This is a genomic window from Motiliproteus coralliicola, assembly GCF_003345655.1.
GTDB classification, from domain to species: Bacteria; Pseudomonadota; Gammaproteobacteria; order Pseudomonadales; family Balneatricaceae; genus Motiliproteus; species Motiliproteus coralliicola.
Window position 1 is genome coordinate 1,445,513 of the sequence record NZ_QQOH01000001.1, and the last position, 25,716, is coordinate 1,471,228.

A 25,716-nucleotide genomic window follows, 5' to 3' on the forward strand; every position below is an offset into this window, starting at 1 on the left:
TTCCACCCAAACAGCGCACCAAGACAGGCTGATGACAGCCAATCGTGCTTTGATAGACCTGTGCATCCCGTCCCCGCGACGACCGGGATGACGATAAATTGAGGAGAACTATTCGATGTCGAGCGATTTCGATAAAGACGCCCTGGCCTACCACCGAGCCGGGCCAGCCGGGAAACTGGCGATTGTCGCCACCAAGCCCATGGCGACCCAACGTGACCTGGCACTGGCCTACTCCCCCGGGGTTGCCGCTGCCTGTAACGAGATCGTTCGTGACCCTTTCGAAGCCTCCACCGTCACCGCCCGCTCCAACCTGGTCGGCGTTATCTCAAACGGCACAGCGGTGTTGGGACTGGGAGCTATCGGCGCCCTGGCCTCCAAGCCGGTAATGGAGGGTAAGGCGGTTCTGTTCAAGAAGTTCTCCAATATCGATGTGTTCGATATCGAAGTGGACGAAACTGATCCGCAGATGTTTATCGAGACCGTTGCCCGTCTCGAGCCCACCTTCGGCGGCATCAACCTGGAAGACATCAAAGCGCCCGAGTGCTTTATTATCGAAAAAGAGCTGAAACAGCGGATGAATATCCCGGTGTTCCACGACGATCAGCACGGCACCGCCATCGTCGCCGGTGCGGCGGTCTACAACGGCCTGCGGGTGGTGGACAAGGATATCAGCCAGATCAAGCTGGTCGCCTCTGGTGCCGGCGCGGCAGCGCTGTCGTGCCTGAATCTGCTGGTTAAGATGGGCGTCCCTCGGGAGAATATCTGGGTCACCGATATTGCCGGCGTGGTCTACGAAGGCCGCACCGAGCAGATGGATGAATACAAGGCGGTCTACGCGCAGAAGACCGACGCCCGCACCCTCGATGACGTCATCGAAGGCGCCGATGTGTTCCTTGGACTATCCGCAGCCGGTGTGTTGAAGCCGGAGATGGTCAAGAAAATGGCCGCCAACCCGATGATACTGGCGTTGGCCAACCCCAACCCCGAGATCATGCCCGACCAGGCCCTGGCCGCCCGCGACGATGTGATCATGGCGACCGGTCGTTCCGACTACCCCAACCAGGTCAACAATGTCCTCTGCTTCCCGTTTATCTTCCGCGGTGCGCTGGACTGTGGCGCCACCACCATCAACGAAGAGATGAAGGTCGCCTGCGTCAAGGCATTGGCCGATCTGGCGATGGCCGAGCCGATCGACCGGGTCCAGAAAGCCTACGCCGGCGAACCACTGCGGTTTGGCCGGGAGTATCTGATCCCCAAACCTTTCGACCCGCGCTTGATCTTTGAAGTCGCCCCGGCGGTGGCCAAGGCGGCGATGGATACTGGCGTTGCGACCCGTCCGATCAAGGACCTGGATGCCTATCGCCGCAGCCTAGCCCGTTATGCCTACCGCTCAACCCAGGTGATGAGCCCGGTACTGGAACGCGCTAAGCGGGAACCCAAACGGGTGGTATTTGCCGAAGGCGAGAGCAACCGGATTCTGCAGGCGGTACAGCAGGTGGTGGATGAAGGCGTCGCCCGTCCGATGCTGGTGGGCAGCACCAAGCGGATCAAACGCAAGCTGGAAAAGCTGCAGCTGCGACTCAAGCCCGGCATTCACTTTGATATCGTCGATCCTCAGGATAACGACTGGTTCGATGCTTACCTGGAAGATTACCTGCAACGTATGGGCCGTCGCGGTATCTCCCCGGACGAAGCCAACAGTCTGCTGCGCTCGGATAAGACCGTGATCGCAGCGATGATGCTGCTTCGTGGCGACGCTGACGCGATGCTCTGCGGTGCCCACGGCCGTTTCCGCCAGCATCTGGAGCGGGTCGACAGCCTGATCGGCAAGTCCGAAGGGGTCAAGGATTTTGCCACCGTGACGGTTCTGAGCTTACCCAAAGGCACCTTCTTCGTTTGTGATTCCCATATCAACCCGGATCCCACACCCGAAGAGGTGGTCCATACCACCCTGCTGGCTGCCGAAGAGATGCGCCGCTTCGGCATCCTGCCCAAGGCCGCCCTGCTGTCGCACTCCAATTTCGGCACCAACGATCACCCCACTGCACTAAAAATGCGCAAGGCCCTGGCGCTGCTGCGCCAACAAGCACCGGAATTGATGGTCGATGGTGAGATGCACGCCGACGCAGCCATCGTTGAAGACCTGCGCAACAAAGTACTACCCGACTCAGTGCTGCGAGGCCAAGCCAACCTGCTGGTGATGCCCAATGTCGAGTCAGCCCATATCTCCTACGGTCTACTGAAGACCCTGGGGGGCGGGATCTCGGTCGGTCCGATCCTGCTGGGTGCCGAGAAACCGGTTCATATCATGACCGCCAGTACCAGTGTTCGCTCGATCTTCAACATGACAGCCATCGCGGTGGCCGAAGTGCAAAACCTGGTGGACGAACAGGCCTGATCTTTGCTTAGCTTAAGGAGACGCCGGGTGAACCTTTCCCCGGTGCTCCCAGCCAAGCTCAACTCTGGAGTACCTCAGCCCATGCCTGGACAAGATAGAGAACTAACCCTGCGCTTTCTGGCCGAACCTGCCGACGTCAATTTTGGCGGCAAGGTCCACGGCGGTGCCGTGATGAAATGGATCGATCTGGCCGCCTACGCCTGCGCTGCCGGCTGGAGCGGCAAGTACTGCATCACCGTCTACGCCGGCGGGATCCGCTTTGTACAGCCGATCTTCGTCGGCAATATCGTCGAAGTCTCCGCCAAGGTGATCTACACCGGCAGCACCTCGATGCATATCGGCCTGGACGTGCGCGCCCGCGATCCGAAGAGTTCCGAGCGCCACCTGACCACCCACTGCGTGGTGATCATGGTTGCCGTCGACGACGCCGGCCGACCCAGTTCGGTGCCGGAATGGGTTCCACAGACTGACGAAGACATCAAACTGCGCGATTCGGCCATCACTCTGATGGAGATGCGCAAGAAGATCGGCCAGGAGATGGAAGCCCACGTTAACAGCTGAGATAAGCGCTAACGGCCGCTTTCAGTCCCCTCTAGGCAGGGATCAATGTTGGAAGCGGCCATGCTCCAGATAAAAAACCACCTGCTCGATAACCTGGTCATTTCGCATCATGAAGGGATGGGTTACCGGCAGCACTAAGTGATCCCGCATCCCCTCCAGCCGGCTGCTCTCGATCGAAACCTTACCGTCGTCGATACCGGGGATCAGTAGCGACAAAATCAGGTTCACACTTCGGCTGCCAGCGATAATGCCGACATCGAAATTCGCCGGACCCAGGCTTTTCGGGATGCTCATCGCCCCGGTTCCCAACTGCAACCCCGCATCACCATTGATAAAGTGAAAACCGGGTACGGCGGCGAGCTTGTCGACCACCTCGCTGCCTTGATTGGGCGGCCCCAACATCACCACCCGCCCCAGGTTGGCGACGGGTTGTTGGCGCAAATATTGACGGATCAAAATTCCACCTAACGAGTGGCTGACAAAATGGACTTCACGAGCCTCATGACAGGTATCAAGCGCCGGAGATATCGCCCGGTCGGCAAGTTGCTCAATGGGATAATCGCGAGAAGGGTAACTTCGGTTGATAACCTGAGCCCCATGCTCTGCCAGGACGCTCTCCAACTTCGACAACGAAGCCGACGAGCGGGCCAGGCCGTGAAGCAGAATCACGCAAGACTGGTCATCCAGCCTACTCGGGGAGGGTTGTTCGGACTGCTGTTCGGAAGGCTGCGCCGAGGCCATTACCTCAGGACAGGCCAACAGACAAAACCAGGTCAACCATCGAATCTTAGCTATCCTTGCCATCACTTTCATAGGAACACCTCCTGTCTCCACTGCAAGATTCTAACCGACCTGTGTCAGTTTGTTACAGACCAACAAAAACGGCCACCCAAGGGTGGCCGTTTTGGCTTCAATAGCAGCGGTCGTTATCCGAAGATCACGCCCGGTAGCCAGAGTGCAATTTCCGGGAAGATCACCACCAGCGCCAAACCGATGGTCTGCATGATCACGAACGGAATAGCCGACTTGTACAGATCCATAATGGTGATCGATGGTGGTGCCACCGATCGCATATAGAATAGGTTGTAGCCGAACGGTGGCGTCAGATAGGCCGCCTGCATGCTGAGGATAAACAGCACCGCGAACCAGATCGGATCGAAACCCAGGCTCTGCACAATCGGGACGAACAGCGGCACCGTGATAAACACGATGGCGAAGTCATCCAGGAACATCCCCATGATGAAGTAGCAAGCCAGCATCGCTACGATAACCAACATCGGCGCCAGCTCTGCATCTTCCAGAAGCTCTTCGACAATGTAACCGGCACCTAAACCGATATAGATCTTACTGAAGAACACCGCCACCATGGTGATCCACATGATCATACCCATCAGCTTGGTGGTCGAGAACAGCACATCTTTCATCATCTCCATCGTCAAACGGCGGTGCATCGCCGCTGCAACGATAGCGCCAAAGGCACCGATGGCCGACGCTTCAGATGGAGTGGTGATACCGAAGATGATACAGCCAAGCACACTGCCGATAATCAGGCCCGGCATAATCAGCGCTTTCAGTGCTACGATTTTCTCAACGCCATTACAGCGCTCTTCTTCCGGTGCCGGCGGCCCCATATCAGGATTAATCCGGCAGCGGATCAGCACGTACAGCATGTAGATAACGGCGAGCATCAAGCCGGGAACCAAACCAGCAGCAAACAGCTTACCGACCGATTCCCGAGCCAAGAAGGCGTAGACGATCATCAGTACGCTGGGCGGAATCAAAAAGCCCAAGGCGCCGCCGGCCATGATGGTGCCGGTTACCAACTTCTTGTCATAACCGCGCTTGAGCATCGACGGCAGCGCGATAATACCCAGCGATACTGTGGCCGCACCGGAAACACCGGCCATCGCTGCGATCAGCGCACAGATAATAACGGTTCCGATACCCAAGCCGCCGGGCAGGCCACCCATCAACTTGTGCATCATCTCAAACAGGTCATCGGTGATGCCGGAGCGCTGCAGCATCAAGCCCATGAAAATAAACAGTGGCAGTGCCACCAGCAGGAAGTTGTCCATCACTCCGTAAGTGGAGGTGACCAACAAGCCGAGGCCCTCAACGCCCCAGAGGAAATAGGCCGAGCCGACGCCGGAGATCAGCAGCGCCCATGCTAGCGGCGCCCCCATCATCAACAGCACCAGCATCGAGCTGAACATAATGCCGGTTACGACTAGCGGATCTAAATCAGCCATATAAAACAGTCCGGAAAAGTAACTCTCACAGATCCACATCCGACGATATCGCTAGCGTCAGATACAGCTGACCCACCAAAAGGTGGGTCAACGGATCAAGTCAGGGGCTCGTGCTCCTGCGCGCGGGGATCATCTATCTCGATATTGAAGGCGGTACAGAAATCGCGAATCAGCTCGGCCAAGCTTTGCAAAATAACCAGCCCTACCGCGATCGGCATCACCGTTTTGAACGGATAGATAATGGGTTGCCAGGTACCCTTGTTGGAAATCTCCTCCATCGCCCAAGACTCGGCAGCGAACTCCCAAGCCAGTTTGAAGAAGATACACATTACGAATAGTCCTAGCGAATGGGTGATCAAATCCAGGAACGCACGACCGCGCTTGCTGAATAGCTGATAGATCACTTCGCTTCGAACATGCCCTTTGTGACGCAGGGTATAAGCCCCCGCTCCAAAGCACACAGTACCGTAGATCATCGCCGACAGTTGATGCACCCACTCGGTGGGCACACCAATGATGTAGCGATTGGCAATTTCCCACAGCAGGATCCCGATCATCAACGGGATCAGCCAGGAAATGGACTTTCCGACCCAGTCGGAAAGTCCATCCTGAAGCACCAGATACTTGGTGATCAGGCTCATTACAGACGACCGGTCGCCTTAGCCATCTTCACAGCCAGCTCGATCGCCTTGGCATTACGCGGAGAGCGATCAGCTTCAGCCTTCCAGACATCCTGAGCTGCAGCGGTAATACGCTTGGAGTCTTCAGCAGACAGGGTATTGAAGACGAACAAGCCTTCTTCAGAAGCGGCTTCACGGTTACCGTTGTTGAACCAGTTGTACTGGTCAGCAGCAAGCTGAGTAACAGCCATGGTCAGAATCGCTTTATGCTCTTCGGACAGTTTGGCCCACTTCTTCTCGTTCATCAGGATGCAGTCGGTCCATCCCGGAGTGATCATGTTCAACGAGGTGTAGTGCTTAGCCACTTCAACCAGCTTCAGATCACGGTATTCCATGGTGCCGCCGTAGATACAGCCGTCGATAACACCAGTGGACAGAGCAACGTACAGCTCCTGAGCCGGCAGGTTGACGGTAGGAATACCCAGCTGTTTGAAGGTCTTGGCAACAGCCGGCGTGGCACGGATCTTCATCTTCTTCAGATCGTCCAGGCTCTTGATCGGCTCTTTGGTCAGCAGGTCATAACCGCCGCCGTAGCTGATGCCCATGTGGCGGATGCCTTTCTCGGCGTAGGCTTCGGCTACCAGGTCGTGCAGACCCATGCCGTGGAACAGGTAATCGGCTTCGTCACGGTTCGGCCACATGCCCGGCAGGCCGGATTCGATGGTGGCGATGTCGATCTGGCCCGGCCAGTAACCGCCGTAGCCCAGCGCCATGTCCAGAGTGCCCTTACCTACCGCATCAGCCATCTGATCGTTCGGTACCAGCTCACCACCGCTGAAGTTGGTGATACGCAGGCTACCGCCACTGGCTTCTTTAACCAGCTTGGCGAAGCGCTTCATGTTCGCTTCGTTCTCGGTGCCGTAAAAGCGCTGCATACGAAGACGAACGGTCTTGGCGGCGTTGGCGCTGGTGGACATCATGGTTGCAGTGCCAGCAGCAACACCAGTAGCAGCTGCGCCTTTCAGAAACTTACGACGATCCATAGTTATCCCCTATAGGTTATTTTTTTGGGTTGAGCACACATCAGACGGGTACTTCGAGTACCTCTCAACGCTGAGTCTTTTGAACAACGCTGTTAAAACTACCCGCATCGCACCGGGTAAGTAAACTAGTAAATTATTTATCGATACTCTTGTTTCTTTAAAAACCATATATATTAAATATGAAACATAGGGTCTCTTTATATAAAATAGCCGATTGGTCCAGCAGCAGCCCAAAAAAAGGAAATACGTTGGTGTATTTACAATTTTTAGGAAATCTTCCTAAACAAGTGATCAAACACTCGTTATAAAGACCATGCTGATTTTTTTTCTAAAACTTTAGTCTCGCTTGAGAATTTCTCAGCCCAGGGTGCTATCCAGCTCTTTCACGTTCTCCATCACCACAAAGGTGCTGGTTTGCTGCACATGGGGCAACGATGACAACTGCTCCCCCAATACCTGTCGATAGGACGCCATGTCGCTGGTTCTCACCTTCAGCAGATAGTCGAATCCACCCGCCGTCATATGGCACTGCTCTACCGCAGGCAACTGACGCACGGCCAGATTGAACGCTTCCAACGCCTTTGAGCTGGTATCGCTGAGCGTGACCTGGACAAACGCTATATGGCTCTGTCCTAACTTGGTCTGATCAACCAGCGCCACATAGCCTAAAATATATCCCTGCTGTTCAAGGCGTTTCATCCGCACCTGACAGGGGGTCTTCGAAAGACCGACCCGGGAGGCCAATTCCGTTACCGTAATTCGACCATTCTTTTGCAACTCGGCCAGTATCGCAAGGTCGAGCTTGTCGAGAACCTCTGGCATAGGACAGCTTCCTTTATAAGCACTTCTTTTCTTTTTTATTCAATAAGATAGCAACTACCGGCTCAAAAACCATTACTGCAACGCAAAAGTCTTAATCACCACAATAAGACCAACTTTATCCCAAAATTCCTTTTTTATTGCAAATAAAAATCCTTCAGACCACAAACCATCTAAAATTTAGGAAAAAAGCAAAAAGCCTCAACCCTATAATTTCCCCACAACAAAACATTGAGGATTTAAGCATGTCATCGGCTATCGAGAACGCCCCACAAACCGACTCCCTACGCAGCCAGATCCAGCAACACTACCTGGCCGATGAAGCCCATTGCATTAAGCAGTTGATCGCCAGAGCTGCCCTGTCGGAGCAGATCCGCCAGCAGATTTCTGACAACGCCGCTGAGCTGGTTCGTCAGGTCCGCAGCAACTCCAGCCCCACCATGATGGAGAAGTTTCTCGGTGAGTATGGGCTTAATACTGAGGAAGGCGTTGCCTTGATGTGCCTGGCTGAGGCGCTGCTCCGAGTTCCTGATAGCTACACCATCGACGCGCTGATCGAAGACAAGATCTGCTCCGGCAACTGGAGCGAGCATCGCGGCCAGTCCAACTCGTCGCTGATCAACTCTTCCACCTGGGCGCTGCTGATTACCGGCAAGCTGATCGGTCCGGTCGACAGTCAGGGCCTGACCCAGACCCTGCGATCACTGCTCAAGCGCCTGGGTGAACCGGTGGTTCGAACTGCCGTGGCCCAAGCGATGAAAGAGCTGGGACGCCAGTTCGTGCTAGGCCGCACCATCAGCGAAGCAACCAGCCGTGCCCGTAAGTATGAAAAGCAGGGGTACAGCTACTCCTACGACATGCTGGGTGAAGCCGCGCGTACCGATGCTGACGCGCTGCGTTACCACCAAGCCTACAGCGATGCGATTGCCGAGCTGGCCAACAGCTGCCAATCCGACGATATCCGTACCAACCCGGGTATCTCGGTCAAGCTGTCGGCATTGCACCCTCGCTACGAATACGGCCAGCGTGAACAAGTGTTGGAAGTACTGGTTGAGCGGACCAAACAACTGGCCCGTCAAGCCCGCGCCGCCAACATGGGCTTCAATATCGATGCCGAAGAGGCCGATCGCCTGGACCTGTCGCTGGATATCATCGAGGCGGTATTGAGCGATCCCGAGCTGGAAGGCTGGGATGGTTTCGGTGTGGTGGTGCAGGCCTTCGGGCAGCGCGCCCCGTTCGTGCTCGACTGGCTCTATGCCCTGGCTCAGCGCCTGGATCGCAAGATCATGATCCGTCTGGTTAAAGGTGCCTACTGGGATGCCGAGATCAAGCGCGCCCAGACCCTGGGGCTGAACGGCTTCCCGGTGTTCACCCGCAAGCATAACTCGGACCTGTCCTATATCGCCTGCGCCAAGCAACTGCTGCAGATGACCGACCGGATCTATCCGCAGTTCGCCACCCACAACGCCCACTCGGTCTCGGCGATCCTGGCCCTGGCCGACGACAAGGCCTGTTTCGAGTTCCAGCGCCTGCACGGGATGGGTGAATCCCTGCACGACACCGTGCTGAAGCAGCAAGGCACCCGCTGCCGGATCTACGCCCCGGTCGGCGCCCACAGTGACCTGCTGGCCTATCTGGTCCGTCGCCTGCTGGAGAACGGTGCCAACAGTTCGTTCGTGAATCAGATCGTCGATACCCGGATCAGCCCGGAGCAGATCGCCAGCGACCCGTTTGATACGGTTCTGGCGCTGGGCGACAACCTCAGTTCCCAGGCGATCGCCCGGCCGGCCGACATCTTCGGCAAGGGTCGGATCAACGCCCGCGGCTGGGATATAACCGACCCGGTGGCGATGGATGAGCTTGACCGTCAACGCAATGAGTTCCGTCAGCATCGCTGGAGTGCCGGACCGATCACCGCCGCTGGTGCCGACGGTGCGCAGACCGAGATTGTCCGCAATCCGGCCAACCCGGAAGATCACGTGGGTCAGGTGACCCAGTCATCCAGCACCGACATCGACAACGCCCTTCGCGATGCCGTCGAGGGTGCCGCCCAGTGGCAACAGGTGCCGGCCGAACAACGGGCGGCCTGCCTGAAGAAAGTGGCTGACCTGTACGAGCAACACGCGCCGGAGCTGTTTGCCCTGACCTGTCGTGAAGCCGGCAAGAGCATGCTCGATAGTGTGGCCGAAATCCGCGAAGCGGTGGATTTTGCCCGTTTCTACGCCGACGAAGGGGTACGCAACGCCCAGGGCCAAGCCCGTGGCGTAATCTGCTGTATCTCGCCGTGGAACTTCCCGCTAGCGATCTTCTCCGGCCAGATCCTGGCCGCACTGGCGGCCGGCAACAGCGTGGTCGCCAAACCAGCACCCCAGACCGTTCTGATCGCCGCTCGCGCCGTCGAACTGATGCACCAGGCCGGTATCCCTCGCGACGCGCTACAGCTATTGCCGGGTGACGGCGCCGAGGTGGGAGGTGCGATGACCTCAGACCCACGGGTCGATGGCGTTTGCTTCACCGGCTCCACTGCCACCGCCCAACTGATCAACCGCAGCATGGCCGACAAGCTGTCTCCATCGGCACCGCTGATCGCCGAAACCGGTGGCCTCAACGCGATGATCGTCGATTCCACCGCGCTGCCGGAGCAGGTGGTGCGCGACGTACTGGCATCGGCGTTCCAGAGCGCCGGCCAACGCTGCTCGGCACTGCGGATGCTCTATATCCAGGAAGATATCGCCGACTCGCTGCTGGAGATGCTGTTCGGCGCCATGGACGAGCTCAAGCTCGACAACCCCTGGCTGCTGTCCACCGATATCGGCCCGGTTATCGACCTGGCCTCCAAGGACAAGATCGACAACCACTGCGCCGCGTTTGCCGCCCAAGGCCGCCTGATCAAGCAGCTGCCGATTCCAGCTCAGGGTACCTTTGTCGCCCCCGCCGTGATCCGTCTCGACAGCATCGATCAGCTGGAGCAGGAGATCTTCGGCCCGATCCTGCATGTGGCCACCTATAAGGCCAACGAGCTGGATCAGGTGATCGACAAGATCAACGCCCGCGGCTACGGCCTGACCTTCGGCCTGCACACCCGGGTCGACAACCGGGTCGATCACATCATCAGCCGAATCAAGGTCGGCAACCTGTACGTCAACCGCAACCAGATCGGCGCTGTGGTCGGCAGCCAGCCGTTCGGTGGTGAAGGCCTGTCCGGTACCGGTCCCAAGGCCGGTGGCCCCCACTATGTGGCCCGCTTCCGCCTCGAGCAGCGTGATCCGATCAACGTGAGTGGCGAAGCCAAAGCGATCGACGCCAGCGCACTGGAGCAAGCCCTGGCCCAGATCGGCCAGCGTCAGGTTGAGTGGAGCCAACAGGCCGACAAGCAAGCCAAGCTCAAGGCGCTGTTCGGAGAGCGGGTCGACGAGTTGAATACCGATGCCTTCGATGCCGAGTTGATGCCCGGACCGACCGGCGAACTGAACCGCCTGTCCAGTAGCGCCCGCGGCACCCTGCTGTGCCTCGGACCGGATAGCGATTCTGCCCGCGACCAGGCGATCCTGGCCCTGGCCCAAGGCAATGCTGCGGTGGTGGTCACGCCGAATACCGAGGCACTGACCGGCCAAGCTGCCGAGCTGGGTCTACCGCTGGTGGCGATCGACGGTCAGCTCCAAGCCGAGGCGCTGGGCTCGATCCAGGGGATCGCTGCGATCTGCAGCTACGCCGAGGATCAGCAACTCAAAGGCTATCGTCAGGTACTGGCCCAGCGTGACGGTGAACTGCTGGCACTGATCACCGAACGCAACGCCCCGGAGCGTCTGGTACTGGAACGCCACCTGTGCATCGACACCACCGCCGCCGGTGGTAATGCCAGCCTGATCGCCGCGTCCGAGTAAGCCCGGTCACCCAGACCGACCCTTAGCGGTCGGTCTGGAACACGGATGGCGCCGCCACCTTGTTAGCCAGCTCTCAGCTCGTTTCCGACAGGGCGTGGTTATCGTTGCGGCGCCGTTTGATTTCGGACCAGGGGAAGAAATAGACACTGTAAACCACCGCGTAAACGATAAAGGACTCCAGCGCCAGGAAGTGACAGAAGGCGAAGAAAAAGATCAGCAGGTGCATTCGCACCACATTCATATAGGGACGTGACATCGCGTCACCCATCTGCGACTTACGCTTTTCAGCCGGTTTCTGAACCGTCTCGGGAAGCTCTCGATCCGCAACGTCTTGCTCCGGACGTACCGCGTCGATGATCGGCTTCAGCAGGTGCCGGCGCTCGGCCAAAACGGCCGGCAGCAGGAAAATCCCGTACGGCACCATCAGATGCTCGAAGGTTAACGTCCACAACAGCAATGGATTCATAAAGGCGTCGCCAAAGCCATCGTCCGGCATCCCCTCAATCGGAAAGAAGCTGTTCAAAAAGACCGAGTGGCCGGCGTGGAAAGCACCGAAATGGAACGAGAAAAAGGCCAGAAAGAACAGACCACCGCCACCGATGGCCAATAGCAGCGGCAACAAGACCCCACGATTGACGCCGGGCTGACTCGCCCCGCGGATGACGGCAACTGCACCAGCTAGAATGGCCGACAACAACGTCAGATACCCCAGCACCAGACTGCACAGCCACAGACTCCAGACCAGATCACGGGTCTGCCATTGCATCGCGTAGGCGATCCCCAACCCGACCAGAAAAGCGACCAGATCGAGACGGGTTCGCTGTACAAGGGTACCCGCTGGGGCTGCTCTCATTCGACTCGCTCCTTCTACACTGATTCGTTCAGAATACGCTATAGCAGTCCATGGGATGACTCAAGACACTCCCAGCCCAAGAGTTTAATGGTGGATCCGATTCGCCTGCTGGTGCGCCCCGAACCCATGGATTAATGTTCAGACTCCTTCAGCACTGCATCTAGATATAGGTCCAATAACCGATCCCCATGCTGCTCAAGATCCAATCGAAAAGCACGGTCCTGGCTCGGTGACAGGTGGCTATGGAGTAACCCGTGGGTATAACTCATCAGCCCCTGGGCCAGCAGCGCCGGCGGTAATGCCACCTTCAAACCATCCCGCTCGGCTAGGAGTTCGAAAGCCTGCGCCATGGCACTCCAGATCTCCTCTTTCTTGCCCGCAAGATAGCGATGCAGTTCGGTCTGCTGCTCGGTGAATTCGATGTTGTGCATCACGATCTTCATCATCTGCCCCAACTCCGGCTCACTGGCCAGGGATTGGAGGATCTGCTTCAACGCCTGTCGGAATGCCCGCGCCGGGTGCTCGGTGTCCAGCTTCAGCAGCAGCTGAGCAAAGCCGTGGTGCAGGGTTTCGGCATTGCGCTCCCACAGCGCCTGAACCACCGCATCCTTGTTTTTGAAGTGCCAGTAGATCGCCCCCCGGGTCATCTTTGCTTCCGCGGCGATCTGGTTCAGGGTCGTGGTCGCCACCCCCTGGCGGATAAACAAACGTCCAGCCGCATCCAGCAACGCGTGGTAGGTCTGTTCGGCTTCCTGTTTGGTTTTACGGGCCATGATAACGGGATCGTGATTAATAATTTCGGCGCCAAGTATAACGCACCCTATAAACATACATTCATGTATGTATAATTTCGATCTTTATCCATGCCTACCCAATGGACCCCATCATGTCGCGTCTGTCAGCCTTCAACACCGCCGCCCTACTGTCTTCACTGCTCGGCCTGGCCGGTTGCCAGCCCGAGCAATCCCAATCCACTCAATCTCAAGCGGAGATCGCCCGTCCCGCCAAGATCGTTATGGTCGATCAGAACCTGAGCAGCCTGGTACGAACCTACCCCGGTACACTGGAGGCCTCCGAGCATGTCGACCTCTCGTTCCGGGTTGGCGGTCAATTGATCAAACTACCGGTGCAGCCAGGGCAGCGGGTTAAGAAAGGCGAGCTGCTGGCTCAGTTGGACGAAGCGGATTACCGCAACAGCTTCACCGAGCGTCAGGCCCGCTTTGAGTTGGCCCAGATCCAGTTCGATCAGATCGCCAAACTGCGTAACAAAAACCTGGCCAGCAAACTGCAGCACGACCAGGCTTCGGCCGAGCTGAAGTCGGCCCGTGCGGCCCTGAGTCAGGCAAGCGATAACCTCGACTACACCCGCCTGATTGCCCCCTTTGACGGCGTTGTGGCCAAGCTTGAGGTTGAAAACTTCCAATCGATCCAGGCTAAGTCACCGGTTCTTGAACTGCAGGACGACAGCCGTATCGATATCCATTTCAGCGTGCCCGAATCACTGATCACCAACCTGAAGCGGATCGAAAACCCGCAGCTGGCGATGAAGAGCCTCTGCGGCCAGGCGCGTTTCTACAGTCAGCCCGGCAAAGCGTTCAAGGCCTGCTACAAAGAGCATGATGCGACCCCCGACCCGCTGACCCGCAGTTTCGGCTCGGTGTTTACTCTGGTCGAGCAGACCGACTTTCCGGCCCTGCCCGGCATGAGCGCATCGATCAGTGTCGACCTGTCGGCCTTCGTTGCCGAGCAACCCGACAACAGCCTGTTGGTTCCGCTTGAAGCGGTGTTTGAGAACCAGGGTAAGCGTTGGATCTGGCATGTCGATCAACAGTCCCGTGCCCGCATGGTCGAGGTTCGGGTCGGACGCCTGATCGACGACCAACTGGAGGTTCTCTCCGGGCTCGACAGCGACAGCCGGATTATCGCCGCCGGGGTCAGCTATGTCCGCGACGGCATGCTGGTCAAACCGATGGTCAAAGAGCGGGGGCTGTAAGCGATGGATTTAACCGAATACAGCATCCGCAACCGCACCATCAGCTGGATGGTGGTGCTGCTGTTGATCGGTGGAGGCTTTCTGGCCTTCAACGACCTGGGCCGGCTGGAGGACCCCAACTTCACCATCAAGCAGGCGATTATCCTGCTCGACTATCCGGGTGCCTCGGCGCTGGAAGTCGAAGAGGAGGTCACCCTGCCGGTGGAAAACGCGCTGCAGCAGCTCTCCTATCTCGACAACATCACCTCGACCTCCAGCAACGGCCTGGCGCAGATCATGGTCGAGATGAAGAGCATCTATCGCAAGGATGATCTGGCCCAAATCTGGGATGAGATGCGGCGCAAGATCCATGATATGCAGGGCCGCCTGCCTCCCGGAGTTTCAGAGCCGCGGATTATCGATGATTTCGGCGATGTTTACGGCATGTTCCTGACTATTACCGGCCAAGACTACAGCTACGAGGAGCTGGCCGATTACACCGACTACCTGCGCCGCGAGCTGGTGCTGGTGCCAGGTGTGGGCAAGGTGAATGTCGGAGGACGCCGCCAGGAGCAGGTCTTTATCGAGGCCGACCGGGCTAAATTGACCGCCACCGGCTTTGCCATGAGCGATATACAGAATCTGCTCAGAACCCAGAATCTGGTGGGCGATGCCGGTAAGATCCGGGTCGGCAGCGAGTATCTGCGTATCAGCAGCAAGACCGAAGATGGCGATGGTCTATCCGGGCTGGCCAACATGCTGATCGGCAATGTCGATGGCCAACTGATCTACCTGCAGGATGTTGCCACCATCAGCAAAAGCTACGCAGACCCTCCCGCCCACCTGTACCGGTTCAACGGCCAGTCGGCCCTGACCCTGGGGATCTCCTTCGCCAGCGGGGTCAACGTGGTCAAAGTGGGTGAGGCGATCGACACCCGCTTGGCCGAATTGGAAGGCCAGCGTCCGGTCGGCATGTTGCTGGGAACCGTCTACGACCAGCCGGGCCAGGTGGCCGAATCGGTGGATAACTTCCTGATCAGCCTAGGCCAGGCGGTGTTGATCGTGATCCTGGTGCTGTTGTTCACCATGGGATTGAAACCGGGCATCCTGATGAGCTCGGTATTGATGCTGACGATTCTCGGCACCTTCATCGTCATGGATATCTACGCCATCGAACTGCACCGGATCTCCCTCGGCGCCCTGATCATCGCACTGGGTATGCTGGTGGATAACGCCATCGTGGTGACCGAAGGGATCATGATCGGACTGCAGCGCGGGCAAACCCGATTGCAGGCGGCCAAGTCGGTGGTCGGGCATACCAAATGGCCGCTGATGGGCGCCACCATCATCTCCATCACCGCCTTCGCCCCCATCGGCCTGTCCCCCGATGCCAGCGGTGAATTCACCGGCAGCCTGTTCTGGGTGCTGTTGATCTCGTTGCTGCTGAGCTGGATCTTCGCCATCACCCTGACCCCGTTTTTCTGCTATCTGATGTTCAAGGAGCAAAGAACTACCACTGATGGTGAAACGGGCGATCCCTATCGGGGCTTTGCCTACCAGGGCTACCGCGTCCTGCTGCAGCTATGCCTGCGGTTTCGCTGGTTAACCATGACCGCGATGCTGGCGGCCCTGATTGCCGCGCTGGCCGGTTTCACCCAGGTCAAACAGGCGTTCTTCCCGGCCAGTTCGCTGCCGATGTTTATGGTCGAGTACTGGTTGCCGGAAGGTAGCGATATCCGCGCCGTCAATGCCGATATCCAGACGCTGGAGCAGGACCTGCAGCAGTTCGAACAGATCCAACAGATCACCGCCACCATCGGCCGAGGCGCCGAGCGTTTTATGCTGACCTACAGCCAGGAGTTCAGCTACCCCAGCTATGCGCAGTTGATTATCCGGGTGGAAAACTTCGATCAGGTCCAACCGACCATCGATGAACTGCGCCAGCTGTTGAACCAACGCTATCCGCAGGCCTTCACCAAGTTCCAGCGTTTCACCATCGGCCCGAGCACCAAAGCCAAGATCGAAGCTCGCCTGATCGGTCCCGATCCCCAGGTGCTGCGACGTTACAGCGAGCAGGTGATCGCGGTGTTCGAAGCCGACCCGGATACCATCAACGTTCGCCAGGATTGGCGTGAGCGTACCAAGGTGCTGCAACCGGTCTACAACGAAGCCGAGGGACGCCGCCTGGGAATCAGCAAGTCCGACCTGGATACCGCCGTCGCGACCCATGTCGAAGGCGAAACCGTCGGACTCTACCGCCACGGCACCAAGCTGCTTCCGATCGTGATCCGGCCACCGGCAACCGAACGTGCCTCGATCGGCTCGCTGGAGGATATCCAGGTCTACAGCCCAGCCAAAGGTGCCTACGTCAATATCGGCCAGGTGATGGAGCGGGTCGATCTGGCCTGGGAGGACCCACTGATCAAGCGTCGCGATCGAAAGCGCACCCTGTCGGTCCAGGCCGATCCGATCGACGGCATGACGGCCACCACACTGCACAACAAGATCCGTGGCAAGATCGAAGCGATCGAATTACCGCCCGGTTACGAGTTGCAGTGGGGCGGCGAGTACGAAACCCAACGCGACGCCAACAAGGCCGTGTTCGCCTTTGTGCCGCTGGGGGTGCTGGTGATGATCGTCCTGACCGTGGTGCTGTTCGGCTCCGCCAAACAGGCGCTGGTGGTCTGGATCACCGTGCCGCTATCGGTGATCGGCGTCACCATCGGCTTGCTGGTGATGGATTCGCCGTTCAGCTTTATGGCGCTGCTGGCGGTACTGAGTCTGGTGGGGATGCAACTCAAAAACGGTATCGTTCTTGTCGAAGAGATCAAGCGGCTGCGTGAGGACGAAGGTCAACCCTGGCTCGAATCCATCACCCAGGCGGCGATCAGCCGACTACGTCCGGTGACCATGGCGGCTATCACCACCGTGCTGGGGATGCTGCCGCTGCTTAGCGACGTGTTCTTCCAGCCGATGGCGGTCACCATCATGTTCGGGCTCGGGTTTGCCACCCTGCTGACCCTGATCGTGGTGCCGGTGTTGTTCGCGCTGTTTTATGGGGTGCGTTATCGCGCGGCTTAACAACAGGCTACTCAGTCCGAAGCGCCGGGTTACTGATTCGATAAAATAGCGCCCCTACTCGACCTGCGGGGGCGCAGGGATCCAGTGAAGGGGGTCAGCTTCGGTGACTCCCCCTTCCATGCTTTCCTACCCGAACACCGGCATCAGATATCTTTGACCAGCCTCAGCGCATCGTAGATCGCGGCATGAGTATTTCTGGAAGAGACCGCGTCTCCGATACGGAATAACTGGAACTCGCCATTCTCGTTCGAGCGGATCCTTTGTGGGCGCCCTGCCACGAGATCTTCATAGTTCACCTCGCCCAGGTTGATCGACAACGGTTTCAACTCGGTATAGACATCATCCAGGGGGCGGGTGCCGTGATTCACCACCACCTGATCCACAGATCGATCACGCCGGAAGTCACCATAGTCACTACCGACGACGGCTTTGAGACCAGCCCCGTCACGGGTGACGCTTTTCAACCGCCAGGCCACGGTAAAGGTGGTATCAAGTACCTGCAGGGATCGCATATAGGGGACTAGATTCATCGCCATCACTTCGGGGGCGAAGGAACGATCCGGGGTCATCACTTCGACTTTGGCGCCGCTGGAAGCGATAATTTCCGCCGCCTGAAGCCCGGCATGATCTCCGGCATCATCGAAGATCAGCACATTGTTACCCGGTTTTACATCACCGGCGATAATGTCCCAGGCGGACACCACCAGCTCATTGCCCTGTTCCAAGATATCGGTATGGGGCAAACCACCGGTCGCCACGATCACCACGTCCGGATTTTGCTCACGCACCCCATCGCCATCGGCAAAGTTGTTGAAATGGAACTTCACCCCCATCTCGATGCATTCGTCATAGCGCCAGTCGGTGATGGAAATCATCTCCCGGCGCCGTTCCGATTGAGACGTCAGCAGCACCTGACCACCGGTTTTATCCGCGGCTTCAAAGACGGTGACCTGATGCCCCCGTGTCGCGGCAACCCTGGCGGCTTCAAGCCCGGCCGGGCCGGCCCCGATGACAACAACCTTCTTGGGCTGGTCCGCTTTGGGGATGTCGTGGGGGATGGAGAGTTCACGCCCGGTGGCCGGGTTGTGAATACAGTAGGCCTCACCGCCCTGATAGATCCGATCGAGACAGTAATTGGCACCGACACAGGGACGAATGCGATGCTCCTGGCCCGAGGTGATTTTACGAATGATATGTGGATCCGCCATATGGGCACGGGTCATCCCCACCATGTCCAGTTTGCCGCTGTCGATCGCATAGCGCGCCGTGGCCACATCGGGGATTTTTGCGGCATGGAAGACGGGCAAATTGGTCGCCTGTTTGACCCGTGCGGCAAAGTCCAGGTGTGGTGCATTGCGCATCCCCTGCACCGGGATCACGTCGGTTAAGCCCGGATCGGTATCGATATGGCCCCGAACCACATTGAGAAAATCGACCATCCCCGATTGTTCGAGCAGCCGTGAAATTTCAATACCATCGTCTTCGTTCAAGCCACCGGGAACCGCTTCGTCGGCGGTATAGCGGACCCCGACAATAAAGTCGTCGCCGACCCGTTTTCTGATCGCAGCTAAGGTATCGAAGGTAAAACGCAGTCGATTGTTCAGGTCTCCGCCATAGGGCGCCTCGAGCGAATTGGTTAACGGCGACCAGAACTGATCCATCAGGTGGCCATAGGCCTGTAACTCGATGCCGTCCAGACCGGCGGCTTTCATACGCTCGGCGGCATCGGCGTAATCATTGATGATCCGATCGATATCCCAATCTTCGGCCTGCTTCGGAAAGGCCCGATGCGCAGCCTCACGCTCGTGCCCTGCCGAGACCGCAGGCAACCAATCCCCTTTGTCCCAACGGGTACGTCGTCCAAGATGGGTTAGCTGAATCATCACCGCCGTACCGTAGTCATGGCACTCATCAGCAATCTGTTTCATCCAGCCTACGACCTCATCCTGCCAGGCGAGGATGTTGTTGAATACCGGCGGACTATCACGCGACACGGACGCCGAGCCGGCCGTCATCGTCAACGCGACACCGGCTTTGGCCCGCTCCACCGTATAGGCCCGGTACTTGTCTTTTGGCATCCCGTTTTCAGGATAAGCCGGTTCATGGGACGTGATCATGATCCGATTGCGCAGAGTTAGGTGCTTTAACTGAAACGGGCTGAGTAATGGGTCTTTGGACATGATCCACCTCGGTTCTTATTGCCATTTTTTCAGCGACCCTACCCCTCAATGTACACCAGTGTCAATCATGAACACACTGGTGTCGTTTTCATTGACGTCTTTGTTGAGACTGGCTATAAAGCCCGGCATGAATAGCAATAAAGACAAATCCCCGGATTCGCGCAGTTCCCGAGAGCTCTGGCTCTCGGCCGCCTTTGAGGCCTTGGTTCAGAACGGAGTTGGCGCCGTCAAGATCCAACCGCTGGCGGAGCAGTTAAAGTTATCCCGGACCAGCTTTTACTGGTATTTCAAGGACAGAAAAGCGCTGTTAGCCGCGCTGATTGAAGAGTGGAATCATAAGAATACCGGCGGGTTAACCGCAGCAAGCGAAGCCTACGCCGAATCACTTGCAGAAGCGGTACTCAATGTCATCAGCGCATTTCTTGATCCCAACCAGTTTGATTCCAAGTTGGACTTTGCGATCCGAAGCTGGGCGTTGCAGGATCCGGACGTAATGGAAGAAGTCAGAATCGCGGATGAGGTTCGACTACAAGCCCTCACCGCCATGTTCGAAAAACACGGCTACGACAGCCACGATGCCGATGTGCGCGCCCGAACCATCTATCTGGTCCAGATCGGCTATATCTCGATGCAAGTCCAAGAGGATTTGGCCACCCGGATGGCGCGTATTCCCAACTATGTCGCCACCTATACCGGCCAGCAGCCTACCCCCAATGAGATCGCACGCTTCCATGCTCGCCACCATTTCGTTCCTGAGTCTTAAAACCACGGAGCCGATGCCATGCTGAAACGGGTTGGTCTGGTGGGGGCAACAGGTTGGATGGGCGCACTGATTGGCCAGGCCCTGCTTTCCGGCAACAGGCTCCGTCCGGAGCAGCTGAGCTGCCTGAACCGTAGCACCGCCAACGCCGGTTACGCGGCCTATCCCGCGGTCAGGTGGGCCGCCAATTTTTCCGAACTAATCGAGCACAGCGATACCCTGATTTTATCCGTGCGGCCGGAACAGTTTCGTGACGCGAATTTCTACTGTGGCGATAAGCTGGTGATCTCACTGATGGCCGGCATTCCGATGAAAGAGCTTGCCGAGCGGACCGGTGCATCACGGATTATTCGAGCCATGCCTAATGCCGCCGCTGAAATAGGCCGCTCCTTCACTCCCTGGTTCGCCAGTCCAGAAACAGCAGAAACCGACCGCCACATCGCAACTTGTATCCTTGAAACGATCGGCACAGCTCAGCAGCTCGATGATGAGCAACAACTGAACTTTCTAACCGGTTTGTCGGGTGCCGGACCTGCCTACATCGCCCTTCTAATTTCTGCGCTGTCTCAAGCGGCGATGAATATCGGCATACCCAAAGAAATCGCATTAAAAGCTGCGACAGCAACGGGGGTAGATGCCGGGGAAATACTATCGAAGACCAATAAAGGCACTGAAACAGTTATTCAACAGTATCTAGATTATGACGGTGTGATAGCGGCGGCGCTCAAGGCCGCAGAAGCTGGCGGCTTTCACGCTTCTATCAACAATGCTCTTCTGGCGGCCAGCCGAAAAGTTTCTGATATGGAGAGCCAAGCGGACTAGCGTTTGTCAGCTTTACCGTGACTTTCCTGTAGTTATGTAGAATCTGGAGGACCTAGCTTTCGCCTGGTTTGGACCCTAATCCGACTTGGGCAGCTTCAGCTGATCAAGCAATTGGGAGGTGTAGTGGCAAGCACATTTCGCCAAACAGGGATCTTCAGGGCTAAGGCAGTAGCCGGGCTTGTTCGGTTTGCCCTTGTTTTCTTCCAGATAGAACTCATCGGGATTGAGTTTGACGAAATCAAACAAAGGGATAGCTAAAGTCGTCCCGCAGCAACAGTTGAACAGGAACAGATTGAAGTAGTGATTCTTCTGATCAATCATGCAGTCCAGCAACTGCTTGTCCCCGTCCGCCACAAACTCATCCAGATTTCGCCAGGTTTTGCCGCAAAAGCTGCAAATTTTGAAGCAGCTGTCAGACTCGCTTGAGAACGCAGCGGTATAGCCCCAGTTTTCCGGCAAATCACGCCCATCCAGGTAATCGGCGATCTTGCTATCCTCGATCAGGATGTGGTGAGCGATCCAGTCCTTCAGAAACTCCAGCAGCTCCAGGTCAATCGACTTGGCCCCGGAGAGATACATTCGGGACAGTTCGGTGGCGTGATCGGCCAGATCTAAATGCTGGTCTTGATGGCGTTGCAGAAGCGGAAAGCCGATCGCCCGCATCACGGCCTCTTCATTGTGGAAGTGCTTCTCCGTATAGCGGATCAGATGAGAAAAGGTTTCCGCCAGACTTTGCTGCGAATCATTCGCCAGGATTTTACTGTGCAGGCCATTGACCAGGGCCACCAAAAATTTATGCTCTACGTCGATCTCAGGGATACCGATACTGAGTTCGTCACTCCACTCTATGATCACTGTTCATTCCTGGGCTGAGCGTTTTCGACGGGGCTTGAACCCGGATTCTCACAACCAACACTGTGTCGATTCTGCCAGCGGCAAGCAAGGCTCGGCCTGATCCAATTGGGGTAAATTTCGACTAAGTGATAAGCCCGCAGCCGATCAAACCGGCCAGAACACGGATATTTACCGAACGCCAGAAACTACCGCCCCCAGTAATTAGCGAACCCAGGCAAAGAACCGGGCATCACTGATCAGCAGGTGATTGGTGATAACCTCCTGGGTCAGGTAATAGATGATCCTGTTGTTGTCGATCAAGCCCCGATTAAAATCCGACAACAGCTCATAGCCTCGGCGGATAAGCACCTGATGTTCGTTGGCATGGGTGTTTGCCTCCGGGTAGCCCACCTCCTCCAACAGCCGCTCTTCATCGCGGAAGTGTTCCTCTATGAACTCTAACAGTTGGCCGATTTGGGTAGTGACCTGGGCCTTATCGGCCCCCTCGACCATCAATTCAATCATCCGATTGGCCTCTTCGAACAGGTGCTGATGCTGCCCGTCTACCGCATCGCTGCCCGATGAGTATTCGTTTTTCCACTGCAGTCGCATCGGGTTTTGAACTCTGAGGTCCACTTCGGCCCGATCCGGATGCACCCGGTTCCGTCCGGAAGCCTTGGCTTGATAAAGCGCCTTGTCGGCAGTTTCATACCATTGATTGAAGTTTTGTCCGAGCTCGAATTCCGCCACACCGATACTGACGGTGAACCTCGGTAGCTCATCAGTGTGGATAGCCTCCACCGCCCGTCGTAGCTTCTCGGCCAGATGAACGGCCCGCTCCAGCGGTGTATCGGACGCCAGAATCAGAAACTCCTCGCCCCCCCAGCGCACCAGATGATCGGTTTCACGCATCAACGGCACCAGGCGTTGACTCAGCAGCTTAAGCACCTCGTCGCCGACCCGGTGGCCAAAGTGATCATTGACGGACTTGAAGTGATCGATATCCAGCAACAGGATACAGACCGGACTGTTGGCCCGACGCCGACGAGCCATCTCTTGATTCAGAAGGCTCTCGCTGGCGTGCCGATTCAGCAGCCCGGTTAATTGATCGGTATTGGCAAGCAGCAGGGCCTGATTTTCCGCCCGCTGGCGCAGCTGGACCTCTTCGCGCAGTTTGCGGTTGATCCGGCCGTACCAGACCAGGATCGCGCTGAACAGGATCACGACACTGAGCAGGGAGGCCAGCGTCATCCGCCAATCGATCCCCTTCTGGTACTTGAACGAAATCCAGTGATTGACGATGTCGTGATGATCATCGGGCGTCAGTTGGTTGATCGCCTTATCGAAGATCGCTCGAAGCAGCTGATCGCCCTTTCGCACCCCCACACTCAGCGCCCAGGTCTCCTCAAACTCGGCCGAAACTTTGAGCTGGCCGATGTAGTTATCCTGGATCCAATAACCGGCCGATACCAACGAATCCGCGTAGCCAAACAGGGTTCCATTGGCCACCCGCTGCAAGCCGTCGGCAATATCTTTAACTTCGATGAATTTCAGCTCGGGGAATCGACGCTGCAGGCTGCCCCCGAAGGCGTAATCCTTCACCACCCCCACGGTTTTGCCCTTCAGTCCCGAGATATCACTGATAAAAGGGGCCTCAACAGCTGTAGTCAGTACCAAAGGAGTCTGCAGATAGGGCTGGGTAAAACTGAGAAAGCTGCGCCTTTGCGGGGTATCCATGATCAAAGGAAACAGATCACACTCGCCATTGCGGCCCGCCTGCAGCGATTCCTGCCAACTATTGGTCGCCCTCACCTCCATAGGAAGGTCGATCAAACGCTTAAAGCGAGTAAAGAAATCCGCCGCAATCCCCGTATGCTTCCCATTTTCGAGCGCCTCCAACGGCATCCAGCTTGGATCGATACAGAGTGTCAGCCGGCCTTTATCGGCCAGATAGGCCCTCTCCTGCGGATTGAGATCCTTCTGCTCTGCGTGACCAGCATCTGCATGCATCCATTTACGTTTCAACTCCGACACCTGACGGTAGCTGATCGCTGCCGCCGTCTTGGTCAGGATACTTTTCAGCAGCGTGTTGCCCTTGGCGACCCCCATCGGTAACTGGGTCTTCACGGGAAGGTCGAACCCCTCCGCCTCGGCTACCTCCACATTGCTAAGCCAGAGTTTCTCGATGTAGTAATTCAATGCCGGCAAGCTTCCGATTACCGCATCGGCCTTACCCGACGCAACCGCCTTCACCGCATCGCTGGTGGATGCGGTCAGCAGCAGAGCCTGGTTGGGGTAATTGTTGGCCAGGTAGGCGTGCAGAAAGGTCTTTTTGGCCACGGCGATGACCTTGTTCTGCAGATCCTCCTGTCGGGCAATCTGCTGGCCTCTGCGAACCGCCAGCGCAGAGGTGTACTCAACATGGTTAAAGGGCGTGAAATCGATAAACTCGCGCCGCTCATCTGTCACGGCGATATGGGGAATAACATCCAGCTCCCCGGTCTTGAGCATCTCAAGGTACTCGTGCCAGGGCCGGTGACTGACATACTCGATCCGGACACCCATCAGTGTCCCCATCAGATTCATATAGTCGATGCTGTAGCCAACGGGTTCTCCCCCGTCGTTATAGTTGAACGGAGGGAAGGTGGTAAGGTTCTGAACCCGCAGCACGGGGTGGGCTGCCAGGTAGGCTTTTTCCTCTGCGTTATATTGAATCCGTGGCATCGGGGCTTGCTGAGACCAGGTCCAGCGGGAAAGAATCCGCTCACTCTCCTTTAGCGGAAATTCGGCCACCGCTTTGTTCAAGATCCCGGCAAGGATGCCATAGTCTTCCCGCAAAGCGATCACACTGTTCGGGTCCAAGCCGCTGAGCACGTGGATCGGTTCGACCTCGAGTATGCTGTTGCGGGTCAGGTGATAACTGTCAAGATTCATACCCACAACCACGTCAGCCTGACCGCTGACCAAGGCGTAAAAAGCCTGCTCCGTGGTATCAGTGGCCAGAGGCGGCAATCCGCCGTCCAGATGCTTCTCCAGGTAGCGCTGGATATGTCGTTTGTCTCGATGGTATGCGACCCGGAGCCCCTTGAAACTTCTATCCCCGTCGTAGACAAAGTTTCGGTTCTTATGTGCAAACACCAGGGTAGAGAAATTTATCGGCGACGGAACGCTATGAAAGCCAAGCCCCTGGGCCGTTTCATGGTTCATCGCCCCGACGATATCAAGTTGGCGCGATTTAACTCGATCCAGAACCCTGGACCAATCGTCCGCCTCAAACACAAAACGAACACCCAGTTGGCGGCCGAGGATATCAAAGGTATCAGGAAGAATACCCTGTAGGCTGTTATCTGGACGCTGGATTAGCAGGGGTTGGAAATGGGCTGTTTCGCCGACTCGAATTTCTGGATGAGTATCCAGCCAGCGCTGCTCCTCATCCGTCAGCGTCAGAGCAAGACTGGGAGCCGATACCAAGATCAGGAAAAAAGCTAACAACAGCGGGAAAGTCGGATGATATGTCCAGGTTGAGCCTGTAATTGTCGAAGGAGAGCGGAACATCCTATCCATTTGGCCGGTACTTCGTTGTCCTGAGAAGCGACAGCCCTTAGTACGAAGCTAAGGGACTGAAAATCCAGCCAATTAT

17 protein-coding genes are annotated in these 25,716 nt (G+C 57.0%); 7 read left to right on the plus strand and 10 right to left on the minus strand.

Annotation, left to right across the window (positions count from 1 at the left end):
- Window positions 1–115 precede the first annotated feature (115 nt).
- A complete protein-coding gene (locus DV711_RS19720) occupies window positions 116–2,398 on the plus strand; it encodes an NADP-dependent malic enzyme (RefSeq protein WP_114694800.1) in 2,283 nt (760 codons plus the stop codon).
- A gap of 81 nt (window positions 2,399–2,479) precedes the next feature.
- Window positions 2,480–2,959, plus strand: a complete 480-nt coding sequence (locus DV711_RS06520; RefSeq protein ID WP_114694801.1) for an acyl-CoA thioesterase — start codon at window positions 2,480–2,482, stop codon at window positions 2,957–2,959.
- 42 nt (window positions 2,960–3,001) lie between these two features.
- Here DV711_RS06520 and DV711_RS06525 read toward each other — a convergent pair whose 3' ends face one another.
- From DV711_RS06525 to DV711_RS06545, 5 genes are all read right to left on the minus strand, one after another.
- A complete protein-coding gene (locus DV711_RS06525) occupies window positions 3,002–3,736 on the minus strand; it encodes an esterase/lipase family protein (RefSeq protein WP_243633746.1) in 735 nt (244 codons plus the stop codon).
- Window positions 3,737–3,885: 149 nt separating this feature from the next.
- The gene (locus DV711_RS06530) at window positions 3,886–5,208 is read right to left on the minus strand and encodes a TRAP transporter large permease (protein WP_114694953.1); all 1,323 of its coding nucleotides are present in this window, start codon (window positions 5,206–5,208) and stop codon (window positions 3,886–3,888) included.
- A 95-nt stretch (window positions 5,209–5,303) separates the two neighbouring features.
- Window positions 5,304–5,849, minus strand: coding sequence for a TRAP transporter small permease subunit (locus DV711_RS06535; RefSeq protein WP_114694802.1), 546 nt, complete (start codon window positions 5,847–5,849; stop codon window positions 5,304–5,306).
- Entirely contained in the window at window positions 5,849–6,871 is a 1,023-nt protein-coding gene (gene dctP / locus DV711_RS06540; protein ID WP_114694803.1) for a TRAP transporter substrate-binding protein DctP, read from the minus strand. The genes DV711_RS06535 and dctP overlap by 1 nt, the downstream gene beginning before the upstream one ends.
- A gap of 357 nt (window positions 6,872–7,228) precedes the next feature.
- A complete protein-coding gene (locus tag DV711_RS06545) occupies window positions 7,229–7,693 on the minus strand; it encodes an Lrp/AsnC ligand binding domain-containing protein (protein ID WP_114694804.1) in 465 nt (154 codons plus the stop codon).
- 242 nt (window positions 7,694–7,935) lie between these two features.
- Between DV711_RS06545 and putA the strand changes: the two genes are divergently transcribed.
- On the plus strand, window positions 7,936–11,574 hold the full coding sequence (gene putA / locus DV711_RS06550; RefSeq protein ID WP_114694805.1) for a bifunctional proline dehydrogenase/L-glutamate gamma-semialdehyde dehydrogenase PutA: 3,639 nt from the start codon (window positions 7,936–7,938) through the stop codon (window positions 11,572–11,574).
- Between the two features lie 73 nt (window positions 11,575–11,647).
- Here the strand turns inward: putA and DV711_RS06555 are convergent, their stop codons facing one another.
- Both DV711_RS06555 and DV711_RS06560 read right to left on the minus strand, forming a co-directional pair.
- Window positions 11,648–12,427 (minus strand): DUF6498-containing protein, encoded by a 780-nt coding sequence (locus DV711_RS06555; RefSeq protein ID WP_114694806.1) that lies wholly within the window; start codon window positions 12,425–12,427, stop codon window positions 11,648–11,650.
- Window positions 12,428–12,558: 131 nt separating this feature from the next.
- Window positions 12,559–13,200 (minus strand): TetR family transcriptional regulator, encoded by a 642-nt coding sequence (locus DV711_RS06560; RefSeq protein ID WP_114694807.1) that lies wholly within the window; start codon window positions 13,198–13,200, stop codon window positions 12,559–12,561.
- Between the two features lie 113 nt (window positions 13,201–13,313).
- On the opposite strand from DV711_RS06560, the gene DV711_RS06565 reads away from it, so the two are divergent.
- Together DV711_RS06565 and DV711_RS06570 are read left to right on the plus strand one after the other, a co-directional pair.
- Window positions 13,314–14,420 (plus strand): efflux RND transporter periplasmic adaptor subunit, encoded by a 1,107-nt coding sequence (locus DV711_RS06565; RefSeq protein WP_165840014.1) that lies wholly within the window; start codon window positions 13,314–13,316, stop codon window positions 14,418–14,420.
- Between the two features lie 3 nt (window positions 14,421–14,423).
- Window positions 14,424–17,480 (plus strand): efflux RND transporter permease subunit, encoded by a 3,057-nt coding sequence (locus DV711_RS06570; RefSeq protein ID WP_114694809.1) that lies wholly within the window; start codon window positions 14,424–14,426, stop codon window positions 17,478–17,480.
- Between the two features lie 143 nt (window positions 17,481–17,623).
- Here the strand turns inward: DV711_RS06570 and DV711_RS06575 are convergent, their stop codons facing one another.
- Entirely contained in the window at window positions 17,624–19,660 is a 2,037-nt protein-coding gene (locus DV711_RS06575) for an NADH:flavin oxidoreductase (RefSeq protein WP_114694810.1), read from the minus strand.
- Window positions 19,661–19,787: 127 nt separating this feature from the next.
- Here DV711_RS06575 and DV711_RS06580 point away from each other — a divergent pair, with 127 nt between their 5' ends.
- Window positions 19,788–20,423 carry a TetR/AcrR family transcriptional regulator gene (locus DV711_RS06580; protein ID WP_114694811.1) on the plus strand — a complete coding sequence of 212 codons (636 nt, stop codon included), beginning with the start codon at window positions 19,788–19,790 and terminating at the stop codon, window positions 20,421–20,423.
- Window positions 20,424–20,441: 18 nt separating this feature from the next.
- Window positions 20,442–21,242 (plus strand): pyrroline-5-carboxylate reductase family protein, encoded by an 801-nt coding sequence (locus tag DV711_RS06585; protein WP_114694812.1) that lies wholly within the window; start codon window positions 20,442–20,444, stop codon window positions 21,240–21,242.
- A 75-nt stretch (window positions 21,243–21,317) separates the two neighbouring features.
- Here DV711_RS06585 and DV711_RS06590 read toward each other — a convergent pair whose 3' ends face one another.
- A complete protein-coding gene (locus DV711_RS06590; protein ID WP_114694813.1) occupies window positions 21,318–22,097 on the minus strand; it encodes a bacteriohemerythrin in 780 nt (259 codons plus the stop codon).
- Between the two features lie 201 nt (window positions 22,098–22,298).
- Window positions 22,299–25,568: a transporter substrate-binding domain-containing protein gene (locus DV711_RS06595; RefSeq protein ID WP_165840015.1), complete on the minus strand. Its 3,270-nt coding sequence runs from the start codon at window positions 25,566–25,568 to the stop codon at window positions 22,299–22,301.
- Window positions 25,569–25,716: the final 148 nt, after the last annotated feature.